Below are 17,265 nucleotides of genomic sequence, written 5' to 3'. Positions count from 1 at the left end.
ATACAACTTTGGTATCTATGTGTTAAAAGGTAAAAAGTTTAATGCGTTTGCCCTGAGGCTCTGAACGCACATTCAAAGGCTCTGAACGCACATTCAAAGTCTCTGAACGGAACTTTTATAGGCTAAAGAAAACATTTATATAATATAGGAAAAAATCTCCTGTATTAAGCGATAGTTTCTTTGGGTTGTAAGGCTGATAACACAAGTATAGCATTTGTAACTATCAGTTCTCCATATGGGTGCTGAGTAGTTGCCATTTACACCTTATTAGATAAAAAAAACTTAACGAACGAGAATAAAAAATGGAAACAGTTGGATAAGAAACAATAAAAGTGTATCTTTGCCGAACAAAGAGAGATACCCCACACATGTTGGGTAAAAACAAAAAGTCAATAAACATTTGATTATGAAAATAAAATTTATCATGGGACTTGTATTAGTTCTGTTTGCATCATTATTTGTAGCATCATGCAATAATGACGACGAGGAATCATTGGAGCAAGAATTTGCTCATGTATTAGATAATCATGGAGTTGCATACGATTTCAGTGACAATGGAAACTGTTTCGGTGATGGCGGTGGCATAGGTCAAGCAGACTTTGACAATATGTGCATTGGGCATGGATGGAAGCACTATGCTACATGGGAAATAGACAAGAACGGCAAAAGAAAGTCTGCTGAATATTACAGCAACATGTTAGGCTTAGCTCCAGAACAATACTATTTTGATAGTAATACAAAACTGACTACATATTGTCGTTCTGACATCTCCGGTGGCGCAGTAAAGAAGAATGAAGTTACTTATAGATTTTATGATAATTACAATGGTACGTCGCGTACAGTCTTGTTGCTTGACAACAACGAATATATTCAGATAACAGGATGGATGTTAGGCGCTCAACCAAGTTTCTGCATGGTTCAGCCGTTGGGAATAAAAGCAGATGGAACAACCGTCTATGGTGTTTCTATCTATGTGCAGATGACAGACAAAGAACTGAAGGCTATGCAGGATAGTGCCAAATAAAAATATCGATCAAGCATTATGAAGAACCTTCCATACATAGTGTTCAGTTTTCTTATGCTTTGTGCATTGTGCACAAGCATAAGCAGCTATCACCGAACAGAATACATGATAGCACAGGATGTGAATCAGGCTTTGAAGCAAGTTCTTGTGAAAATGCCTGACAATGTGGTTACCACAGACACTATACGCTGTTATCGTAACTGCCTCACCATTGCCGAATTGAAAGATACGGCAGGTATTGCCATGCGTACTGTGCGCAGAGATGGACGTTGGGAAACCAAGATGGTGGCAGAGGCTAATTGCAACTTTGCTACGACTTTCATGATGTCCGACCAAAAGGCGTCGGGCTCTCTTTTGTTTATCGGGATACTATGGCTGTTAGGTAGTTTGTGGTATGTAAGAAGGAATAAGCCGGAGCTGATAGTTCAAGGTTTGGCGTACGGAGGTATAGTGTTCCATGATGATAAATTTATGACCGTATCAGGTGAGGAGATACGTCTTACTCCAATGCAACACTCCCTGCTCGAAATGTTCATAACGACAGATTCTCATACGCTATCGAAACAGGAGATTTGCGACCAACTATGGCCTAAGAAACCTGATGCAAGCGATACACTTTATACGCTAATCAAACGTATAAAACCTATCATAGAGACACATAGCAGGCTGAAAATCGAATCAGATCGGGGTAAGAGTTATAGTTTGAAACTCAAATAGATAGGTGTTTGTCAGCCAATTGTCAGGGAAATGTCAGACTAAATAATTGGCTATCTTGTAAAGAGGATATAAATTTGCGCCATAAAACAAAAAATGGTGCAAAATGAAACGATTATTAACAATTTCAATTATTATGACTTCTGCATTCTCCGCTTATGCTCAGAATGTAGACAAGACTATCACGCTTGATGAAGTAACGGTAAAAGCCGCTAAGGTAGTAAACAAATCTGACGGCATGCTCATCTATCCTACCGATGCACAGAAGCAGGCTTCGAACAATGGTTACAGCATTCTTGAGAAACTCACACTTGCCAATATTCGTATTGACAACATCAGCCATACTATTACTGCTATTGATAACAGAGGTAGCGTTCAACTGAGAGTAAATGGCATTGTTGTAGGCAAACAGGAGATGTTGGCTCTCAATCCAAAGGATATTGCCAAGATAAACTTTATAAACAACCCCGGCGTTCGTTATGGCGAAAGCATTGCCTATGTAATTGATATAGTTACACGCAGGAGCGAGAGCGGTTATACTATTGGTACGGACATAACTTCGGCTCTTACCACCTTGCAAGGCGACGGCTCGGTGTATGGTAAATGGAACCACGGAAAGAGTGAATGGTCGCTTTCGTATGATGTGAGTGGATATAAAAACAAAGGCGAAAAGAGCAAGCAGTTGGCAGAATACACCTTGACAGACGGCAGTATCTACACTGTTGAGCGAAACGATGTGGAGTCGCTTAGAAAAGCTATAGCACATGATACAAAACTAACCTATAACTGGGCAGACTCCACAGCAACCGTCTTTCAAACATCCTTGAGTGGGACTTTCAATAACACTCCCGACAACTATAATATTAAGGACATCACGGATGGCAGCCGCCAATACAGAGCGACAAGCAGGGATGACGACAAGAGCTATTCGCCTGTATTGGATATTTATTTCTTTCGTCAGTTCACTCCACGTCAGTCGTTTACAGCCAATGCAGTTGGCACCTATATCTCCACACAGACCAATAGTTTCTATGATGAGGGAATACCATATCAATATGCGGTAGACGGCAAAACGGCTTCTTTGCTTTCTGAAGTAATATATGAGAACAGGCTGAAGCCCTTTACTCTCTCCACAGGTCTGAACTATAGTTACAAATATACCAAGAACGACTATCGGGGTGACGCTTCCTCTTTGACCAGGACGAACAACAACCGCCTGTACGCCTTTACCGAAATCAAGGGCATGCTAAAGCAACTGCGCTATACATTAGGTACAGGTGCGAGTTATATCCATTACACTCAGAACGGTCACAGATACGACTACTGGACTTTCCATCCCAAGGCTTCGCTGACATATCAGTTCAATAACAATATGCAGTTGAGTTATACATATCAGATGCAGGACAAAGTGTCTCGCATTGCCATGACCAGTGATGCTACCATCCGCACCAACAGTATGGAATGGACAGTAGGCAATCCCGACCTGAAGCCTTCACACGACATGGACCATCGGTTGCTGCTATCATATAACACCCAACGATTGCAAACCTTAGTGGAAGGCTACTACAAGCAATGCCTCAAACCTAACATGGCACACTACGAACGGACCGATGACAATCAATTCATCTATACACAGATCAATCAAAAGGAAATAGACGCATTGGACGTCATGGCATACGCCAGCTACTGGCTCTTGCCCGAGAAACTTCAGATGGCCGCCAACGGAGGAATATACAGATGTTTCAATTTCGGCTACAACTATACACACTGCTACACATCATGGTACTACGCAGGCAACATCACGGCTTATCTCGGCAAATTCACATTGCAAGGATATGTAGACAACGGCAACCGATTCTTTGAGGGCGAGTCGAAAGGCTACAACGGAGCCTATTCCGTTCTGAAAGCATCCTACACCTGGCGCAACTGGCAATTCTCTTTGTCATGGGTCAATCCATTCCGCAGTCATTACAAGTCGTACGAGAACGAACTGCTGAACCGAAATCTCTATAAACGCACCATCGGCTATTCCAAGGACAGCGGCAACCTATTGTCGCTCAACATCTCCTGGCGCATCAACCAAGGCAGCAGACATAAGTCGGCAGAAAAGACAATCAGCCTCAGCGATAAAGACAATGGTATCATAAAATAGAGATGAACGATTTCTTTATACAATAGAAAGGCATATGAACAGACAAAAAAGCCATCGCTGCAGTAGTAGCGATGGCTCATTGTTTTATATAGTTTTAAATTATTCCTCAACAGCAGCTTGGGCCGCAGCCAAACGTGCGATAGGCACACGGAATGGAGAGCAAGACACATAATTCAAGCCTACCTTGTGACAGAACTTAACAGATGAAGGCTCACCGCCATGCTCACCACAGATACCACATTTGAGATCTGGACGAGTGCCACGACCCTTCTTGACAGCCATCTCCACCAACTGACCAACACCTGTCTGGTCGAGAACCTGGAATGGATCGACATTCAGAATCTTCTTCTCCAAGTAAACAGGCAAGAAGCTGGCAATGTCGTCACGGCTGTAGCCGAATGTCATCTGAGTCAAGTCGTTAGTACCGAAACTGAAGTACTCAGCCTTTTTGGCAATATAGTCAGCAGTAAGGGCAGCACGAGGAATTTCAATCATGGTACCTACCTTGAATGGAATCTCAATGCCTTCCTGCTCGAAGAGTTCCTTGGCAGTGCTGCGGATTACCTGCTCCTGCAGATCAAACTCGTTGACGATACCGATGAGAGGAACCATGATCTCTGGCTGAGGATCGAAACCTTCCTTCTTCAACTGGATGGCAGCACCCAGGATAGCCTTTGTCTGCATGGCGGTAATCTCTGGATAGGTATTACCAAGACGGCAACCACGATGACCCAACATTGGGTTGGCCTCACTCAGAGAGTTGACACGCTTCTGGATTTCCTCAACAGAGATACCCATCTCTTCAGCCATCGTCTTCTGACCTGCCAAATCGTGAGGAACGAACTCATGCAGAGGAGGATCGAGCAAACGAACGTTTACTGGATGACCGTCCATAGCCTTCAAGATGCCATAGAAGTCCTGCTTCTGATAAGGTAGAAGCTTGGCGAGAGCCTTCTCGCGACCTTCCTTCGTACCAGAAAGAATCATCTCACGCATGGCCTTGATCTTTTCATTCTCAAAGAACATGTGCTCAGTACGGCACAAGCCGATACCTACAGCACCAAAGTTGCGTGCCACCTCAGCATCATGAGGCGTATCAGCATTGGTACGAACTACCAACTTGGTGTATTTATCGCAAAGGTTCATCAACTCAGCAAAGTCGCCTGTCACCTCTGCAGGCTTGGTCTTTACCTCACCGTTATAAACCTCACCTGTAGAACCATTCAGAGAAATGAAATCACCCTCGCGAAGCAGCACTCCGTCGATTTCTACAGTACGGGCCTTATAGTCTACATTGATGGCGCCAGCACCTGACACACAGCACTTACCCATACCACGAGCTACTACGGCTGCATGAGAAGTCATACCGCCACGGGCTGTCAAGATACCTTCGGCAGCATTCATACCAGCCAAGTCCTCAGGACTGGTCTCGATACGAACCATGATTACGCGGTGTCCACTCTCGTGCCACTTCTCTGCATCATCAGCAAAGAATACAATCTGGCCGCTTGCAGCACCTGGCGAAGCAGGCAAACCGCGAGTCAGCACCTTGGCCTGCATCTGAGCAGACTTGTCGAATACTGGGTGCAGAAGTTCATCAAGTTTGTTGGGCTCACAACGCTTAAGAGCAGTCTTCTCATCGATTTCGCCCTCGTGGAGCAAGTCCATGGCAATCTTAACCATAGCAGTTCCAGTACGCTTACCATTACGAGTCTGAAGGAACCAGAGATGGCCTTCCTGTACGGTGAACTCCATATCCTGCATATCATGATAGTGCTTCTCCAACTTGTTCTGGATATCATTGAGCTGAGCAAAAATCTCTGGCATATTCTCCTCCATAGAAGGATATTTTGTGGCGCGAGTTTCCTCGTCAATGCCCTGGAGTTTTGCCCAACGTATAGAACCTTCCTTAGTAATCTGCTGTGGTGTACGGATACCGGCAACCACGTCCTCGCCCTGGGCATTGACAAGATACTCACCATTGAAGAGATTCTCACCTGTTGCTGCATCACGGCTGAAGCAAACTCCTGTTGCGGATGTATCGCCCATATTACCGAATACCATGGCCATAACAGATACAGCTGTACCCCACTCTGCAGGAATGCCTTCCATCTTGCGATAGAGGATGGCACGCTCGTTCATCCAACTGTCGAATACGGCACAGATAGCGCCCCAAAGCTGATCCATAGGATTGTCGGGGAAGTCCTTGCCTGTCTGCTGCTTGATGGCTGTCTTGAATGCCTTGACGAGTTGCTTCAGTTCTTCGACTGTCATTTCGTTGTCGAGAGTAATTCCGCGCTGCTTCTTCACGTCCATGATAATAGCCTCGAATGGATCGATGTCTTCCTTGTTGACAGGCTTCATGCCAAGCACAACATCGCCATACATCTGTACGAAACGACGATAGCTGTCGTAAGCGAAGCGCTCATTGCCTGTCTTGCGAGCCAATCCCTCTACTACCTCATCGTTCAAACCAAGGTTAAGGATAGTATCCATCATGTCTGGCATAGAAGCACGGGCACCAGAACGAACACTGACAAGAAGAGGATTCTCCACGTCACCGAACTTCGAGTTCATCAAAGTCTCAATATGCTGAACAGCCTTCTCTACTTCTTCTTTGAGAAGGGCTACAACGTCTTCCTTGCCTTTTTCAAAGTATTCATTACAAACATCGGTTGTGATAGTAAAACCTGGAGGAACGGGGACACCAATAAGATTCATCTCTGCCAAGTTGGCTCCCTTACCACCAAGCAAGTTTCTCATGTCGGCCTTGCCTTCCGCCTTACCATTACCAAAGGTATAAACTCTTTTTACACTCATAGTTGAATAGGTTTGTTATTTTTAGTTATTGTTTTTTTATGATGCAAATATACAACTTTTATTCTGTTCCACCAAACATAAAACCAACTTTTTGCTATCTCCACATTACATTTTAGGCTGTTTACGTACACACAGACACATTTTAAAGAGCAAACAATGCTACTACTCTATAAAAGCATCGTCATTCCGTATTCGGGGACTGTCTTTTTGCCTACCTGGCCATTACGACACAAAAGATTCCACGGCTCTATACACCTTATTATATATAGAGACCATGGAATATAGTAATGATTGCCAAGCGGGCAACGTTAAGAAAAACGATTACAGCTTGGACAGACGATCCAGATAATATTCTCTTACGTCATTCCAATGATAATAAGGCCACATATCAGTCTTCACAGCCACATGCATTTCCTTCTCATTGTGAAGGAACTTCACCAGGATGTCGCCTTTCTTGTTCTCGAAGAAAACAATCTGGATATTCGCCGCCATCGGAGAAGCCTTGAAGTCGCACCAATGCTTGTACACCTCGGCAGGTCCAGCTACTGACACATCAAAGTTTTCTACCTGCAGCAGCGCCAACAAAGGAATCACGTTGCCGTCATGACCGAAACGCAAAGTGGCGGCAATCGAGCGATTCTTGATAGCAGAGTCTGCCGACTCGATGATATTCTGGACCAAAGACTTGGAGTTTGCCATCACAAGGCCCTTGCTTGCCAAAGGATTGGCATTGCCGATATAGAATCGGTAGTTGACGCACTGCCACAAATCGAACATTTCCTGTGCCGTGAACAGATCATAGAAAGACAATGGAGTCTCAATGTCCTGCATGTCTACTGCAATCCAGTACAAACTCCACATCAAGTCACGAGGATTTACCTCACAACGTATAAAGTCGGCATTGGAGAAGAGTGAAGCCACCAGACGGTCGGGCTTTACCTGAGCCTCTTCAAACTTACGATATTCCTCTACCCATGGACCTTTCTCCCCATGAGTGAAAGCATTCGACTTGTCAGAATGATAATTAAGATAATTCATGTATTTCTCGCTCATCTCGTAGCTGATGTCGAGCTGAGGATACAATCCCTTGAGACGGTCGCCGAAAGCAGCCATACTCATTGCGCAACGGTAAACCACTGTAGAACGGGCAGAAACGTGACGCTTGCCACGGAACACCTCAGGGAAGTTCTTTGCCATTCGCTCAGCGATACCCTGATGCTGACGCACACCAAGAGGAGTCAAATCTCCAGCACGTCCCTGAGCCTCAGCCCAAACCTGTCCCAGACGGTTCAACACATCCTTTCCCAATGTGGTAAGGCCGTTCACAGCATCAGCTTTCTGCATCAGTTGGAGAACCCACAGATAATCTCTGTCGCCCAAAAGATAACGGGAACCATGTCTTCCGTAATGGCTCACATAAAACGGCTTATAGCCTTTTGGAGCCGGAGTCAACTTTGCTTCTACCTTGGGATAAACCAGATAAACACCACCAACCTTATTCAGATCAGCACTAATTTCCTCAAAAGTTGTCTGCGCATGAATGCCCAGACCAAAAGTAGCCACCATGATGGCTAATACTTTCATTCTAAGTTTCTTCATGAATTCGTTTAATTTATAGTTTTAAATTGCCAGTTAGTGTACATTGATATAATGTTATTTCTTCTGCTTGAAACATTTCTTGCTCTAAACGACTACAAAGATAATACAATTAAACGATTCCACCATCATTTTTCCCCAAAAAACCTCAATATTCGGCTTTTACTCTGCTTTAGCCCGATTCCAGCCATCATAGACGACCAAAGCCAGTCATAATAGACGACCAAAGTCGGTCGTAATAGATGAGCAAAGTCGGTCGTAATAGATGAGCAGGACAAGACACAAGAGAAGAACGACATCGGACACAAATAAAACCCGACAAGTACTTAGTAACCAAACGACTTGCAGAAAGACTAAGGATAAAAAATATCTACAAGTCTTTCATGGTTCACATTTTTTTTGTAACTTTGCAACCAAAATTTAAAAGAATCATGGCAAGAAAGAAAAAACCATTACCATTACTCGAAAATGTCACCATAGAAGCCGTAGCCGCTGAGGGCAAGTGCATCACGCACGTAGACGACAAGGTTGTCTTCGTCCCATTCTGTGTACCAGGCGACATAGTAGACCTGCAGGTAGTAAAAAAGAAACATAAATACTGCGAAGCCAAAGTGGCTCGCTTCATCCAGAAAAGCAAAGTTCGTCAAGAGCCTATGTGCGAGCATTTCGGCATCTGCGGCGGCTGCAAATGGCAGAATCTTCCCTACGAGGAGCAGATAAAGGCCAAACAGCAACAGGTGGAAGACCAGCTCACACGCATCGGAAAGATAGAACTGCCCGACTTCCGCCCTATCATGGGAAGTGTGAAGACTCAGGAATATCGCAACAAGATAGAGTTCGGCTGCAGCAACAAGCGCTGGTTCACAGCCGAGGAGCTCGCCCTGCTGCCAAAGAAAGAAGACGACACTGTGACCTCGCTCAAGGAACGCCATGCGCAGAATGCTATAGGTTTCCACATCACAGGCGCTTTCGACAAGATTTACCCCATCAAGAAATGCTGGCTGATGGACGATCTCTGCAACGAGATTCGCAACTTTGTCTTCGAGTATGCCGATTCACATGACTATACTTTCTACGATCTACGTGAACAGTACGGATTGCTGCGCGACATGATGATACGCAACTCCAACACCGGAGAATGGATGCTCGTATTCCAGTTCCATTACGACGAGGAGGGCGATGAGCAGAAGGCTCTCGAGCTGATGCAGCAAGTGGCCGACAAATTTCCACAGATCACATCACTCATGTACGTGGACAACCAGAAGGGAAACGACACCTTCAACGATCTGGAACTGAGCCTCTTCAAGGGCAACGACCATATCTTTGAGTTGATGGAAGACCTGAAGTTCAAGGTCGGACCAAAGAGTTTCTATCAGACCAATACCGAACAAGCTTACCACTTGTACTGCGTGGCACGCGAGTTTGCCAACCTTACAGGCAAAGAACTCGTGTACGACCTCTATACAGGAACAGGAACCATTGCCAACTTTGTGGCACACAAAGCCAAGAAGGTAATAGGAATCGAATACGTGCCTGAGGCTATCGAAGATGCCAAAGTCAACTCGCAGGTAAACAATATCGAGAATACGCTCTTCTATGCAGGCGACATGAAGGACATTCTGACAAACGACTTCATTGCACAGCATGGGCGACCCGACGTCATCATCACCGATCCACCACGTGCAGGAATGCATCCTGATGTCATCCAAGTCATCCTGAATGCTGCACCAGGCCGCATTGTGTATGTAAGCTGCAACCCAGCCACTCAGGCACGCGATCTTCAACTGATGGACGACTATTACAAGGTAGGAGCCGTACAGCCCGTCGACATGTTCCCTCATACACCGCATGTAGAGAACGTGGTACTGCTTGAAAAGCGAAGTGATGCCGACATCAAGCAGAAACTCAAGGAGCGCAAGGAACGAGAGCAAGCGATAGCAGAAGCCAAGGCTGCCAAAGAGGCTGAGGCACTTGCCAAGGCTGAAGCTCAAGCAGAAGACCTGACCGAAGAAGAACAGAAAGCCTGCCAGGCTTAGCAATATTCTCCCCCAACAACATTCCCTCCTCGGTAATTCTGAAAGAACATGGATTTCCGAGGAGGATTACTCAAAGAATCACAACACAATCTTAACTTATTAAGTGACGAAAAGAACAAATAACATTTTCGCCATTACTAAACCAAAACAGAGAGACATATAAAAAATGAAAAGAGTATTCCTGATGGCGACTCTACTCGCCATGACTTTATTCTCGGCCTCAGCGCAGGAGAAAGAAAAGAGGTGCATACAACTGCCCTCATGGTTAGACAACCTGAAATTGTCGGGCTACGGCATGACACAGTATCAATACATCGGACAGGAAGGAGCAAAATCCAATACTTTCAACATCCGCATGGCGCGTATTGCACTCGAAGGCCGCATAGCTGGAGATTTCTACTGGAAAACCCAAATACAGTTTAATGGCAACACATCCAACTTGGGCAGCAGTCCAAGAATGGTTGACCTGTTTGCTGAATGGCAGAAATATGAGATGTTCAAGGTAAAGATCGGTCAGTTCAAAAACCCATTTACCTTCGAGAACCCCATGCACCCCATCGTACAGGGATTCATGAGCTACTCACAGAATGTAAGCAAGTTGGCAGGTTTCAGCGACCGTGCCGGAGAACACGCCTCCAATGGCCGCGACATCGGACTACAGTTGCAGGGCGACTTCCTCAAGAACGCCAACGGCCGTAACCTGCTGCATTATCAAATAGGTGTGTTCAACGGACAAGGCATCAACACAAAGGACGTAGACAATCAGAAAAACATCATTGGCGGAGTATGGGTCATGCCTGTCAAAGGAATGCGCATCGGTGCCTTCGGATGGACTGGCTCTTATGCACGCAAGGGAACATGGAACGACGACGAGCAGGGCAATATCGTATATCAGAAAGACGCTGCCGGAAACCCTGTTCTCGATGAAGAGGGAAATCCGAAAAAAGAAACTTTCTCGGGCGTACGCAAACTGTCACAAAACCGATATGCCTTCTCCTTCGAGTACAACGTGAACGACTGGACACTCCGTTCAGAATACATTCATTCCACAGGTATGGCATTTGCCAAAAGCATCACCAACCACGGAGATGCCAACTCGAAAGACTGCAGTCTGAACGGCAAGATAGGCAATAAGGCCCAGGGCGTTTATGCACTCGTCATCGCCCCTATAGTGAGCAAGAAGCTCTATGCCAAGGCACGCTACGACATGTATCAGGCCAACGGCAAGACCGACATGATGAGAACCCAATATGAGGCTGGTCTGAATTATCACATCAGCAAGAACTTCACCATCCTCACAGAATATGCGCTCATCAACGACCGCACTCTGCAGAAGCACAACTACTCCATGGCAGACGTAGAGGTTTGCTTCCGATTCTAAGGAAAGCTAAAGCACCGGAAAGCAAGTCTGATCAACATAAAAAACCTTTTTCGTTAAGCCAAACGAGCAGGGTAAAACTTGTTTTTACTCTGCCGCCATAACGAGGAAAGATGCCCGTAAGCAAAATATATTCAATAAAAAACGACTTGGCAGAAATGCCAAGTCGGAAATATTAACTATAAGTAAAAGAGTATGCAAATGGAATCAGAACAAAGTACACATCGTACACACCATTCGCACCATACACATCAACACAGCAGCACGTCCATGCGTGCATGCAGCCCACGACACAAAAAGCGCTTGATATTTAGCAAGTTGCTATTCGCTTTTCTTCTCGTTTGCGCCCTGCTTGTCATTGCCGTCTGCGTATGGATTACGATTTATGGCATTTACTAAAAAGAATAGGAGAAACCCACAGAGGCGAACTCCTTAAATTGCCAGTAGCTTTGACCATCCTTGCGTTGGGCCCCATCGTCGAATCGAGGATAGATAAAAACATTAGTGGAGATGTAGCGATTGAACTGAAAGGTTATCGTGTTCTCCCACTCCAATTCAGCACGCTTGTATGTGGTATAACCATACAAGCGTGTTTTCCATCTCAGGTTGTCAGCAAGCACCCAGTTCAAGTCAATCGTACATTCCGAACCATAGTCGGTCATTCCATGATGTCCCTCATCAAGACCATATCGGGTGGCAAGGTCAGCACGACCAACATACTTCCAGTTAAGCGCCAAAGGTGCTATATGCACACTTCCCTTAAGACGGTGGTTGAGCCAGTCTACAGAATAGTCCATACCGACAGAGAGGTTGAGATTGAATGGCGAGAAGAAATCAGAATAAATCTTTTTGTCATTACTCTTCACACCATGCGTAAACTGAGTCTGGGCTATGAGCTGCAGAGTGTAGTACCAGCGCTTGGTGGCCTGCAGACCAACCTTGCCGGTATAACGCATCAAGTCTTCTGTGGTTTTGTACTTGTGAATAGTATCGCCACGCGATGTCTGATAACCAAGACGCAATTCCAACTTGTTGTCCCACTTCACCTTCTGCTTGTTGTTGTAGTTGGCCTGCATGGTTACACTACCCAAGAGCGAATAGTTACTCTCGCCTCCCTTATACCAGTTGTCCGACACATAGTTCTGCAAGAACTGAAGATAATAGTCGCCCCTGAAAGTCCAGAAGTTAGGCTTCGTCACCAAAATATCCATCGGAGCCACAGTAGGCTCAATAGCCACTGGTGCGACCTCTTTAACAATATCTGTAGCAACATGACGTGGTGCAGGTTCAGAGACAATCGGTGCACCCACACTCTCAAGGTGACTTTCGTGCACTCTCACCAAGTCGGGACGGTTCAGATACACATGCATCAGAGCCTGGTCGATAGCCGCCTGCAAAGAATCGGCAACAACACACTTCCCCGGAGCAAGCCGCAGAAAGCGGGCAGCAGGTTCATGATAAAAAGTAAGAGGAATAAAGAGTTGCGAATAACGACTATTGATCTTGGGCTTCACCAACGAGTCAATACGCTGTCTGCTTGCAGTCAACGAGTCCATATATTCTGCCACCCTGTCTTTCTCTACCTTTTTCTTACCGTATCCACCCTTTTGTGCACACACCATTCCTGTCACACAAAAGGCCAACACTAATAAATAATATCTTAAATTCATACTAAGCTTATTCATATTTGGGCACAAAGGTAACAAATAAATCATAAAAGCCACGCCAATATTTACAATAATTTTGGCTAATTCATAATTTTATAGTAACTTTGCAGCCAAAATATTCTAATTTAAATATAAAACATCGTGGCTGAAACAAAGTACATCTTCGTTACCGGTGGTGTGGTTTCTTCCTTAGGTAAAGGTATCATATCATCATCCATCGGAAAGCTTCTGCAAGCCAGGGGCTACAACATTACAATTCAAAAGTTTGACCCATACATCAACATCGATCCGGGCACACTCAATCCATACGAGCATGGTGAGTGCTATGTGACGGTAGATGGAATGGAAACGGATCTTGACCTCGGTCATTACGAAAGATTCACGGGCATCCAGACAACAAAGGCCAACTCGCTCACTACAGGACGTATCTACAAGGCTGTTATCGACAAGGAACGACGTGGCGACTATCTTGGCAAAACCATACAGGTAGTTCCTCACATCACCAACGAGATAAAACGCAATGTAAAATTGCTGGGGCAGAAGTATCACTACGACTTTGTCATCACAGAGATTGGTGGCACTATAGGCGACATAGAGAGTGCTCCATATATGGAAGCCATCCGACAGTTGAAATGGGAATTGGGCAAGAATGCTCTCAATGTGCACCTTACCTACGTGCCCTATCTGAAAGCAGCTGGCGAGTTGAAGACCAAGCCTACCCAACACTCCGTCAAGGAACTGCAGAGCGTAGGTATTCAGCCCGACATCTTGATTCTCCGCACAGAGAAACATCTCGAAGAGGGCATACTGAAGAAAGTGGCAAGTTTCTGTAATGTGGATATCGACTGCGTTATCCAGAGTGAAGACCTGCCAAGTATCTATGAGGTACCTGTCAACATGCAGAACCAGGGACTCGATACCGCCATCCTTCGCAAGATGGATGAGCCGATAGGCGAAAAGCCTGCATTAGGTCCTTGGAAAGCATTCCTCGACCGACGCAACAACGCCACAGAGGTTGTCAATATTGGTTTGGTGGGTAAATACGACTTGCAGGACGCCTACAAGAGTATTCGCGAAAGCCTTTCTCATGCAGGAACCTACAATGACCACAAGGTGAATATCACATTCATCAATTCAGAATATCTGACAGAAGACAATGTGGCAGAACGACTGAAAGGTCAGGACGGTATAGTCATCTGCCCGGGATTCGGTCAGCGAGGAATAGAGGGCAAGATAATAGCTGCTCACTATACCCGCACCCACGACATTCCCACCTTCGGCATTTGCTTAGGCATGCAGATGATCGTCATCGAGTTTGCCCGCAATGTCCTGGGTTACAAAGACGCAAACTCTCGAGAAATGGACGAGAAGACTCCACACAATGTCATCGACATCATGGAGGAGCAGAAGAACATATCAAATATGGGTGGCACCATGCGATTGGGAGCATACGAGTGTGTGCTGAAACAAGGTTCGCGCGTGTTCAATATCTATAAGAAAGAACACATACAGGAACGTCATCGCCATCGCTATGAGTTCAACAACAATTTCCAGCAGGAGTTTGAGAAGCATGGCATGATGTGCGTGGGACGAAATCCCGAAAGCGACTTGGTAGAAATCGTAGAGATTCCAGGCCTGAAGTGGTACATCGGTACTCAGTATCATCCAGAATACCAGAGCACCGTGCTGAAGCCACACCCACTGTTTATGGACTTCGTCAAAACAGCAATTGAAAACAAAAAATAAATATGAACAAAAACAACATTATCGGTTTCCTCCTGATAGCCCTTGTACTGATTGGGTTCAGTTGGTACTCACAGCCTTCTGCCGAAGAGCAGAGAGCAGCATTCGTTCAGGACTCCATCGCTAAGGCAAAACACGCCGAGATGGAAAAAGCTAACAAGGCTGCGGCGCTGCAGCGACAGGCTGAAGCTAAAGCCAAGGTTGAGGCTGACTCAACAGCCCTCTTCTACTCGGCTTTGAAGGGCAAGTCTCAGAAAATCGTTTTGAGTAACGAGAAAGTTGAGCTGACCCTCAACACCAAGGGTGGTACTGTCGAGAAGGCTGTAGTAAAGGGTTATGTGGGTCACGACCTCAAGGTAAAAGACGGCTCAAAAGACAAGAAGGACGTAACTCTCTTCGATGGCAACGACCAGAGCCTCAAGTTCATGCTCGAGGCTAAGGAAGCCAACATTATCACAAGTGATCTTTACTTTACTCCATCAAATGTCACAAAGACATCTGTCACCATGACAGCAGAGGCTGCTCCGGGCAAGACTCTCACTATGACTTATACATTGGGCAAGGACTACATGCTCCACATGAGCCTTCAAGCACAGGGCATGGCTGGATTGTTCTCACCTAATTATAGCAAGATGGATGTTGACTGGAGCGACAAGGCCCGTCAACAGGAGCGCGGCTTCATGTTCGAGAACCGTTACACTACCCTCACCTATCACGATGTAGAGGGAGGTACCGACCATCTGAACGAGACAAGCGAGAAGATCGACGAGAAAATCGAAGAAACCATCGACTGGGTGTCTTTCAAGAACCAGTTCTTCTCTGCCATCATGATATCCAAGGACAACTTCGACAAGGATGCCTTCATGACTTCTATCCCTCAGGAGAAGGGCTCCGGCTATCTGAAGCAGTTCCATGCTAAGATGAAGACCGCTTTTGACCCAACTGGAAAGAAGGCTTCTGAGTTTGAGTTCTACTTCGGACCTAACGACTTCCAGATTCTGAAGAATACAGAGAAGGAAAGCACCTTCGGCAAGGACCTGGAGTTCCAGAAGCTTGTTTATCTGGGATGGCCTATCGTCCGCTGGATCAACCGTTTCTTCACAATCTATGTATTCGACTGGTTGAGTAAGATTTTCCCTATGGGTATCGTGTTGATTCTCATTACCCTGCTCCTCAAGCTCATCACCTACCCTATGGTAAAGAAGAGCTACATGAGTTCTGCCAAGATGCGCGTACTCAAACCAAAACTCGAAGCTGCTACAGCTCAGTATAATAAGCCAGAGGATCAGATGCAGAAGCAGCAGGCTATGATGGCTGAATATGCCAAATATGGTGTAAGCCCATTATCTGGTTGTATCCCTATGCTGATTCAGTTGCCTGTTTGGGTTGCAATGTTCAACTTTGTGCCAAATGCTATTCAGCTTCGTGGTGAGAAGTTCCTGTGGATGAGTGATTTGAGTACCTACGACCCCATCATCGAGTGGAACACCAACATTTGGTTGATAGGCGATCACTTGAGCCTTACCTGTATCCTCTTCTGTGTAGCCAACCTCCTCTACTCTTGGATGACCATGCGCCAGCAGCGCGACCAGATGGTAGGCCAGCAGGCTGATCAAATGAAGATGATGCAGTGGATGATGCTCATCATGCCTCTGATGTTCTTCTTTATGTTCAACGACTACTCATCTGGTTTGAACTTCTACTACTTCATCTCTCTGTTCTTCAGTGCAGCCATCATGTGGACCTTGCGCAAGACCACCAACGACGAGAAGCTCCTTGCTATCCTTGAGAAACGTTATCAGGAGAACAAGAGCAATCCTAAGAAGGCAAGCGGATTGATGGCAAGAATGCAGGCTCTGCAGGAATTGCAGCAAAAACAGCAAGCTGAACTTGCACGTAAGCAGGCAGAATTGAACGAGAAGAAAAAGAACCTAGGAAAATAAAGAAACTTACAACACATAACAAATGATTGTTTGTTCCCCATAGGTGTTACACCTTATTATATATATGCAAACTTCATTAAACAAGAAAGAGTGTAATGAATCACTTCACGAAGTATTCATTACACTCTTTTTTTAGACATAAATAAACAAACATCTACGATAATAACCTTTATTCCATTTCATAAAAACACC

General features: G+C 45.5%; 9 protein-coding genes and 1 pseudogene. 7 read left to right on the top strand and 3 right to left on the bottom strand.

What is annotated here, in order from left to right:
* Positions 1-424 precede the first annotated feature (424 nt).
* From F7D20_RS00575 to F7D20_RS00565, 3 genes are all read left to right on the top strand, one after another.
* Entirely contained in the window at positions 425-1,024 is a 600-nt protein-coding gene (locus F7D20_RS00575; RefSeq protein ID WP_158462334.1) for a hypothetical protein, read from the top strand.
* Between the two features lie 18 nt (positions 1,025-1,042).
* Positions 1,043-1,741: a helix-turn-helix domain-containing protein gene (locus F7D20_RS00570; RefSeq protein ID WP_158462333.1), complete on the top strand. Its 699-nt coding sequence runs from the start codon at positions 1,043-1,045 to the stop codon at positions 1,739-1,741.
* Positions 1,742-1,844: 103 nt separating this feature from the next.
* Positions 1,845-3,890 (top strand): TonB-dependent receptor, encoded by a 2,046-nt coding sequence (locus tag F7D20_RS00565; protein WP_158462332.1) that lies wholly within the window; start codon positions 1,845-1,847, stop codon positions 3,888-3,890.
* Positions 3,891-3,989: 99 nt separating this feature from the next.
* Here F7D20_RS00565 and ppdK read toward each other — a convergent pair whose 3' ends face one another.
* The gene (gene ppdK / locus F7D20_RS00560) at positions 3,990-6,710 is read right to left on the bottom strand and encodes a pyruvate, phosphate dikinase (RefSeq protein ID WP_158462331.1); all 2,721 of its coding nucleotides are present in this window, start codon (positions 6,708-6,710) and stop codon (positions 3,990-3,992) included.
* 321 nt (positions 6,711-7,031) lie between these two features.
* Positions 7,032-8,309 (bottom strand): histidine-type phosphatase, encoded by a 1,278-nt coding sequence (locus F7D20_RS00555; protein WP_158462330.1) that lies wholly within the window; start codon positions 8,307-8,309, stop codon positions 7,032-7,034.
* Positions 8,310-8,737: 428 nt separating this feature from the next.
* Here F7D20_RS00555 and rlmD point away from each other — a divergent pair.
* Together rlmD and F7D20_RS00545 are read left to right on the top strand one after the other, a co-directional pair.
* Positions 8,738-10,186: pseudogene (gene rlmD, locus F7D20_RS00550) on the top strand (23S rRNA (uracil(1939)-C(5))-methyltransferase RlmD); the annotation flags it as partial.
* Positions 10,187-10,508: 322 nt separating this feature from the next.
* Positions 10,509-11,723, top strand: coding sequence for a porin (locus F7D20_RS00545; RefSeq protein ID WP_158462329.1), 1,215 nt, complete (start codon positions 10,509-10,511; stop codon positions 11,721-11,723).
* Between the two features lie 392 nt (positions 11,724-12,115).
* On the opposite strand, the gene F7D20_RS00540 is transcribed toward F7D20_RS00545, so the two are convergent.
* Positions 12,116-13,390, bottom strand: a complete 1,275-nt coding sequence (locus F7D20_RS00540) for a DUF3078 domain-containing protein (RefSeq protein WP_158462328.1) — start codon at positions 13,388-13,390, stop codon at positions 12,116-12,118.
* A gap of 138 nt (positions 13,391-13,528) precedes the next feature.
* Between F7D20_RS00540 and F7D20_RS00535 the strand changes: the two genes are divergently transcribed.
* Together F7D20_RS00535 and yidC are read left to right on the top strand one after the other, a co-directional pair.
* Positions 13,529-15,133: a CTP synthase gene (locus tag F7D20_RS00535; RefSeq protein ID WP_022253116.1), complete on the top strand. Its 1,605-nt coding sequence runs from the start codon at positions 13,529-13,531 to the stop codon at positions 15,131-15,133.
* A 2-nt stretch (positions 15,134-15,135) separates the two neighbouring features.
* Positions 15,136-17,073: a membrane protein insertase YidC gene (yidC, locus tag F7D20_RS00530; RefSeq protein ID WP_158462327.1), complete on the top strand. Its 1,938-nt coding sequence runs from the start codon at positions 15,136-15,138 to the stop codon at positions 17,071-17,073.
* Positions 17,074-17,265 lie beyond the last annotated feature (192 nt).

Origin of the sequence: Segatella copri (assembly GCF_009495355.1) — a bacterium.
Classification (GTDB): domain Bacteria; phylum Bacteroidota; class Bacteroidia; order Bacteroidales; family Bacteroidaceae; genus Prevotella.
This window is presented reverse-complemented; position numbering and strand designations above follow the sequence as displayed.

Bases quoted from the DNA above. Each gene is read 5' to 3' on its own strand.
- F7D20_RS00575 (WP_158462334.1), top strand. From the start codon at position 425: ATGGGACTTGTATTAGTTCTGTTTGCATCATTATTTGTAGCATCATGC.
- F7D20_RS00570 (WP_158462333.1), top strand. From the start codon at position 1,043: ATGAAGAACCTTCCATACATAGTGTTCAGTTTTCTTATGCTTTGTGCA.
- F7D20_RS00565 (WP_158462332.1), top strand. From the start codon at position 1,845: ATGAAACGATTATTAACAATTTCAATTATTATGACTTCTGCATTCTCC.
- ppdK (WP_158462331.1), bottom strand. From the start codon at position 6,710: ATGAGTGTAAAAAGAGTTTATACCTTTGGTAATGGTAAGGCGGAAGGC.
- F7D20_RS00555 (WP_158462330.1), bottom strand. From the start codon at position 8,309: ATGAAGAAACTTAGAATGAAAGTATTAGCCATCATGGTGGCTACTTTT.
- F7D20_RS00545 (WP_158462329.1), top strand. From the start codon at position 10,509: ATGAAAAGAGTATTCCTGATGGCGACTCTACTCGCCATGACTTTATTC.
- F7D20_RS00540 (WP_158462328.1), bottom strand. From the start codon at position 13,390: ATGAATTTAAGATATTATTTATTAGTGTTGGCCTTTTGTGTGACAGGA.
- yidC (WP_158462327.1), top strand. From the start codon at position 15,136: ATGAACAAAAACAACATTATCGGTTTCCTCCTGATAGCCCTTGTACTG.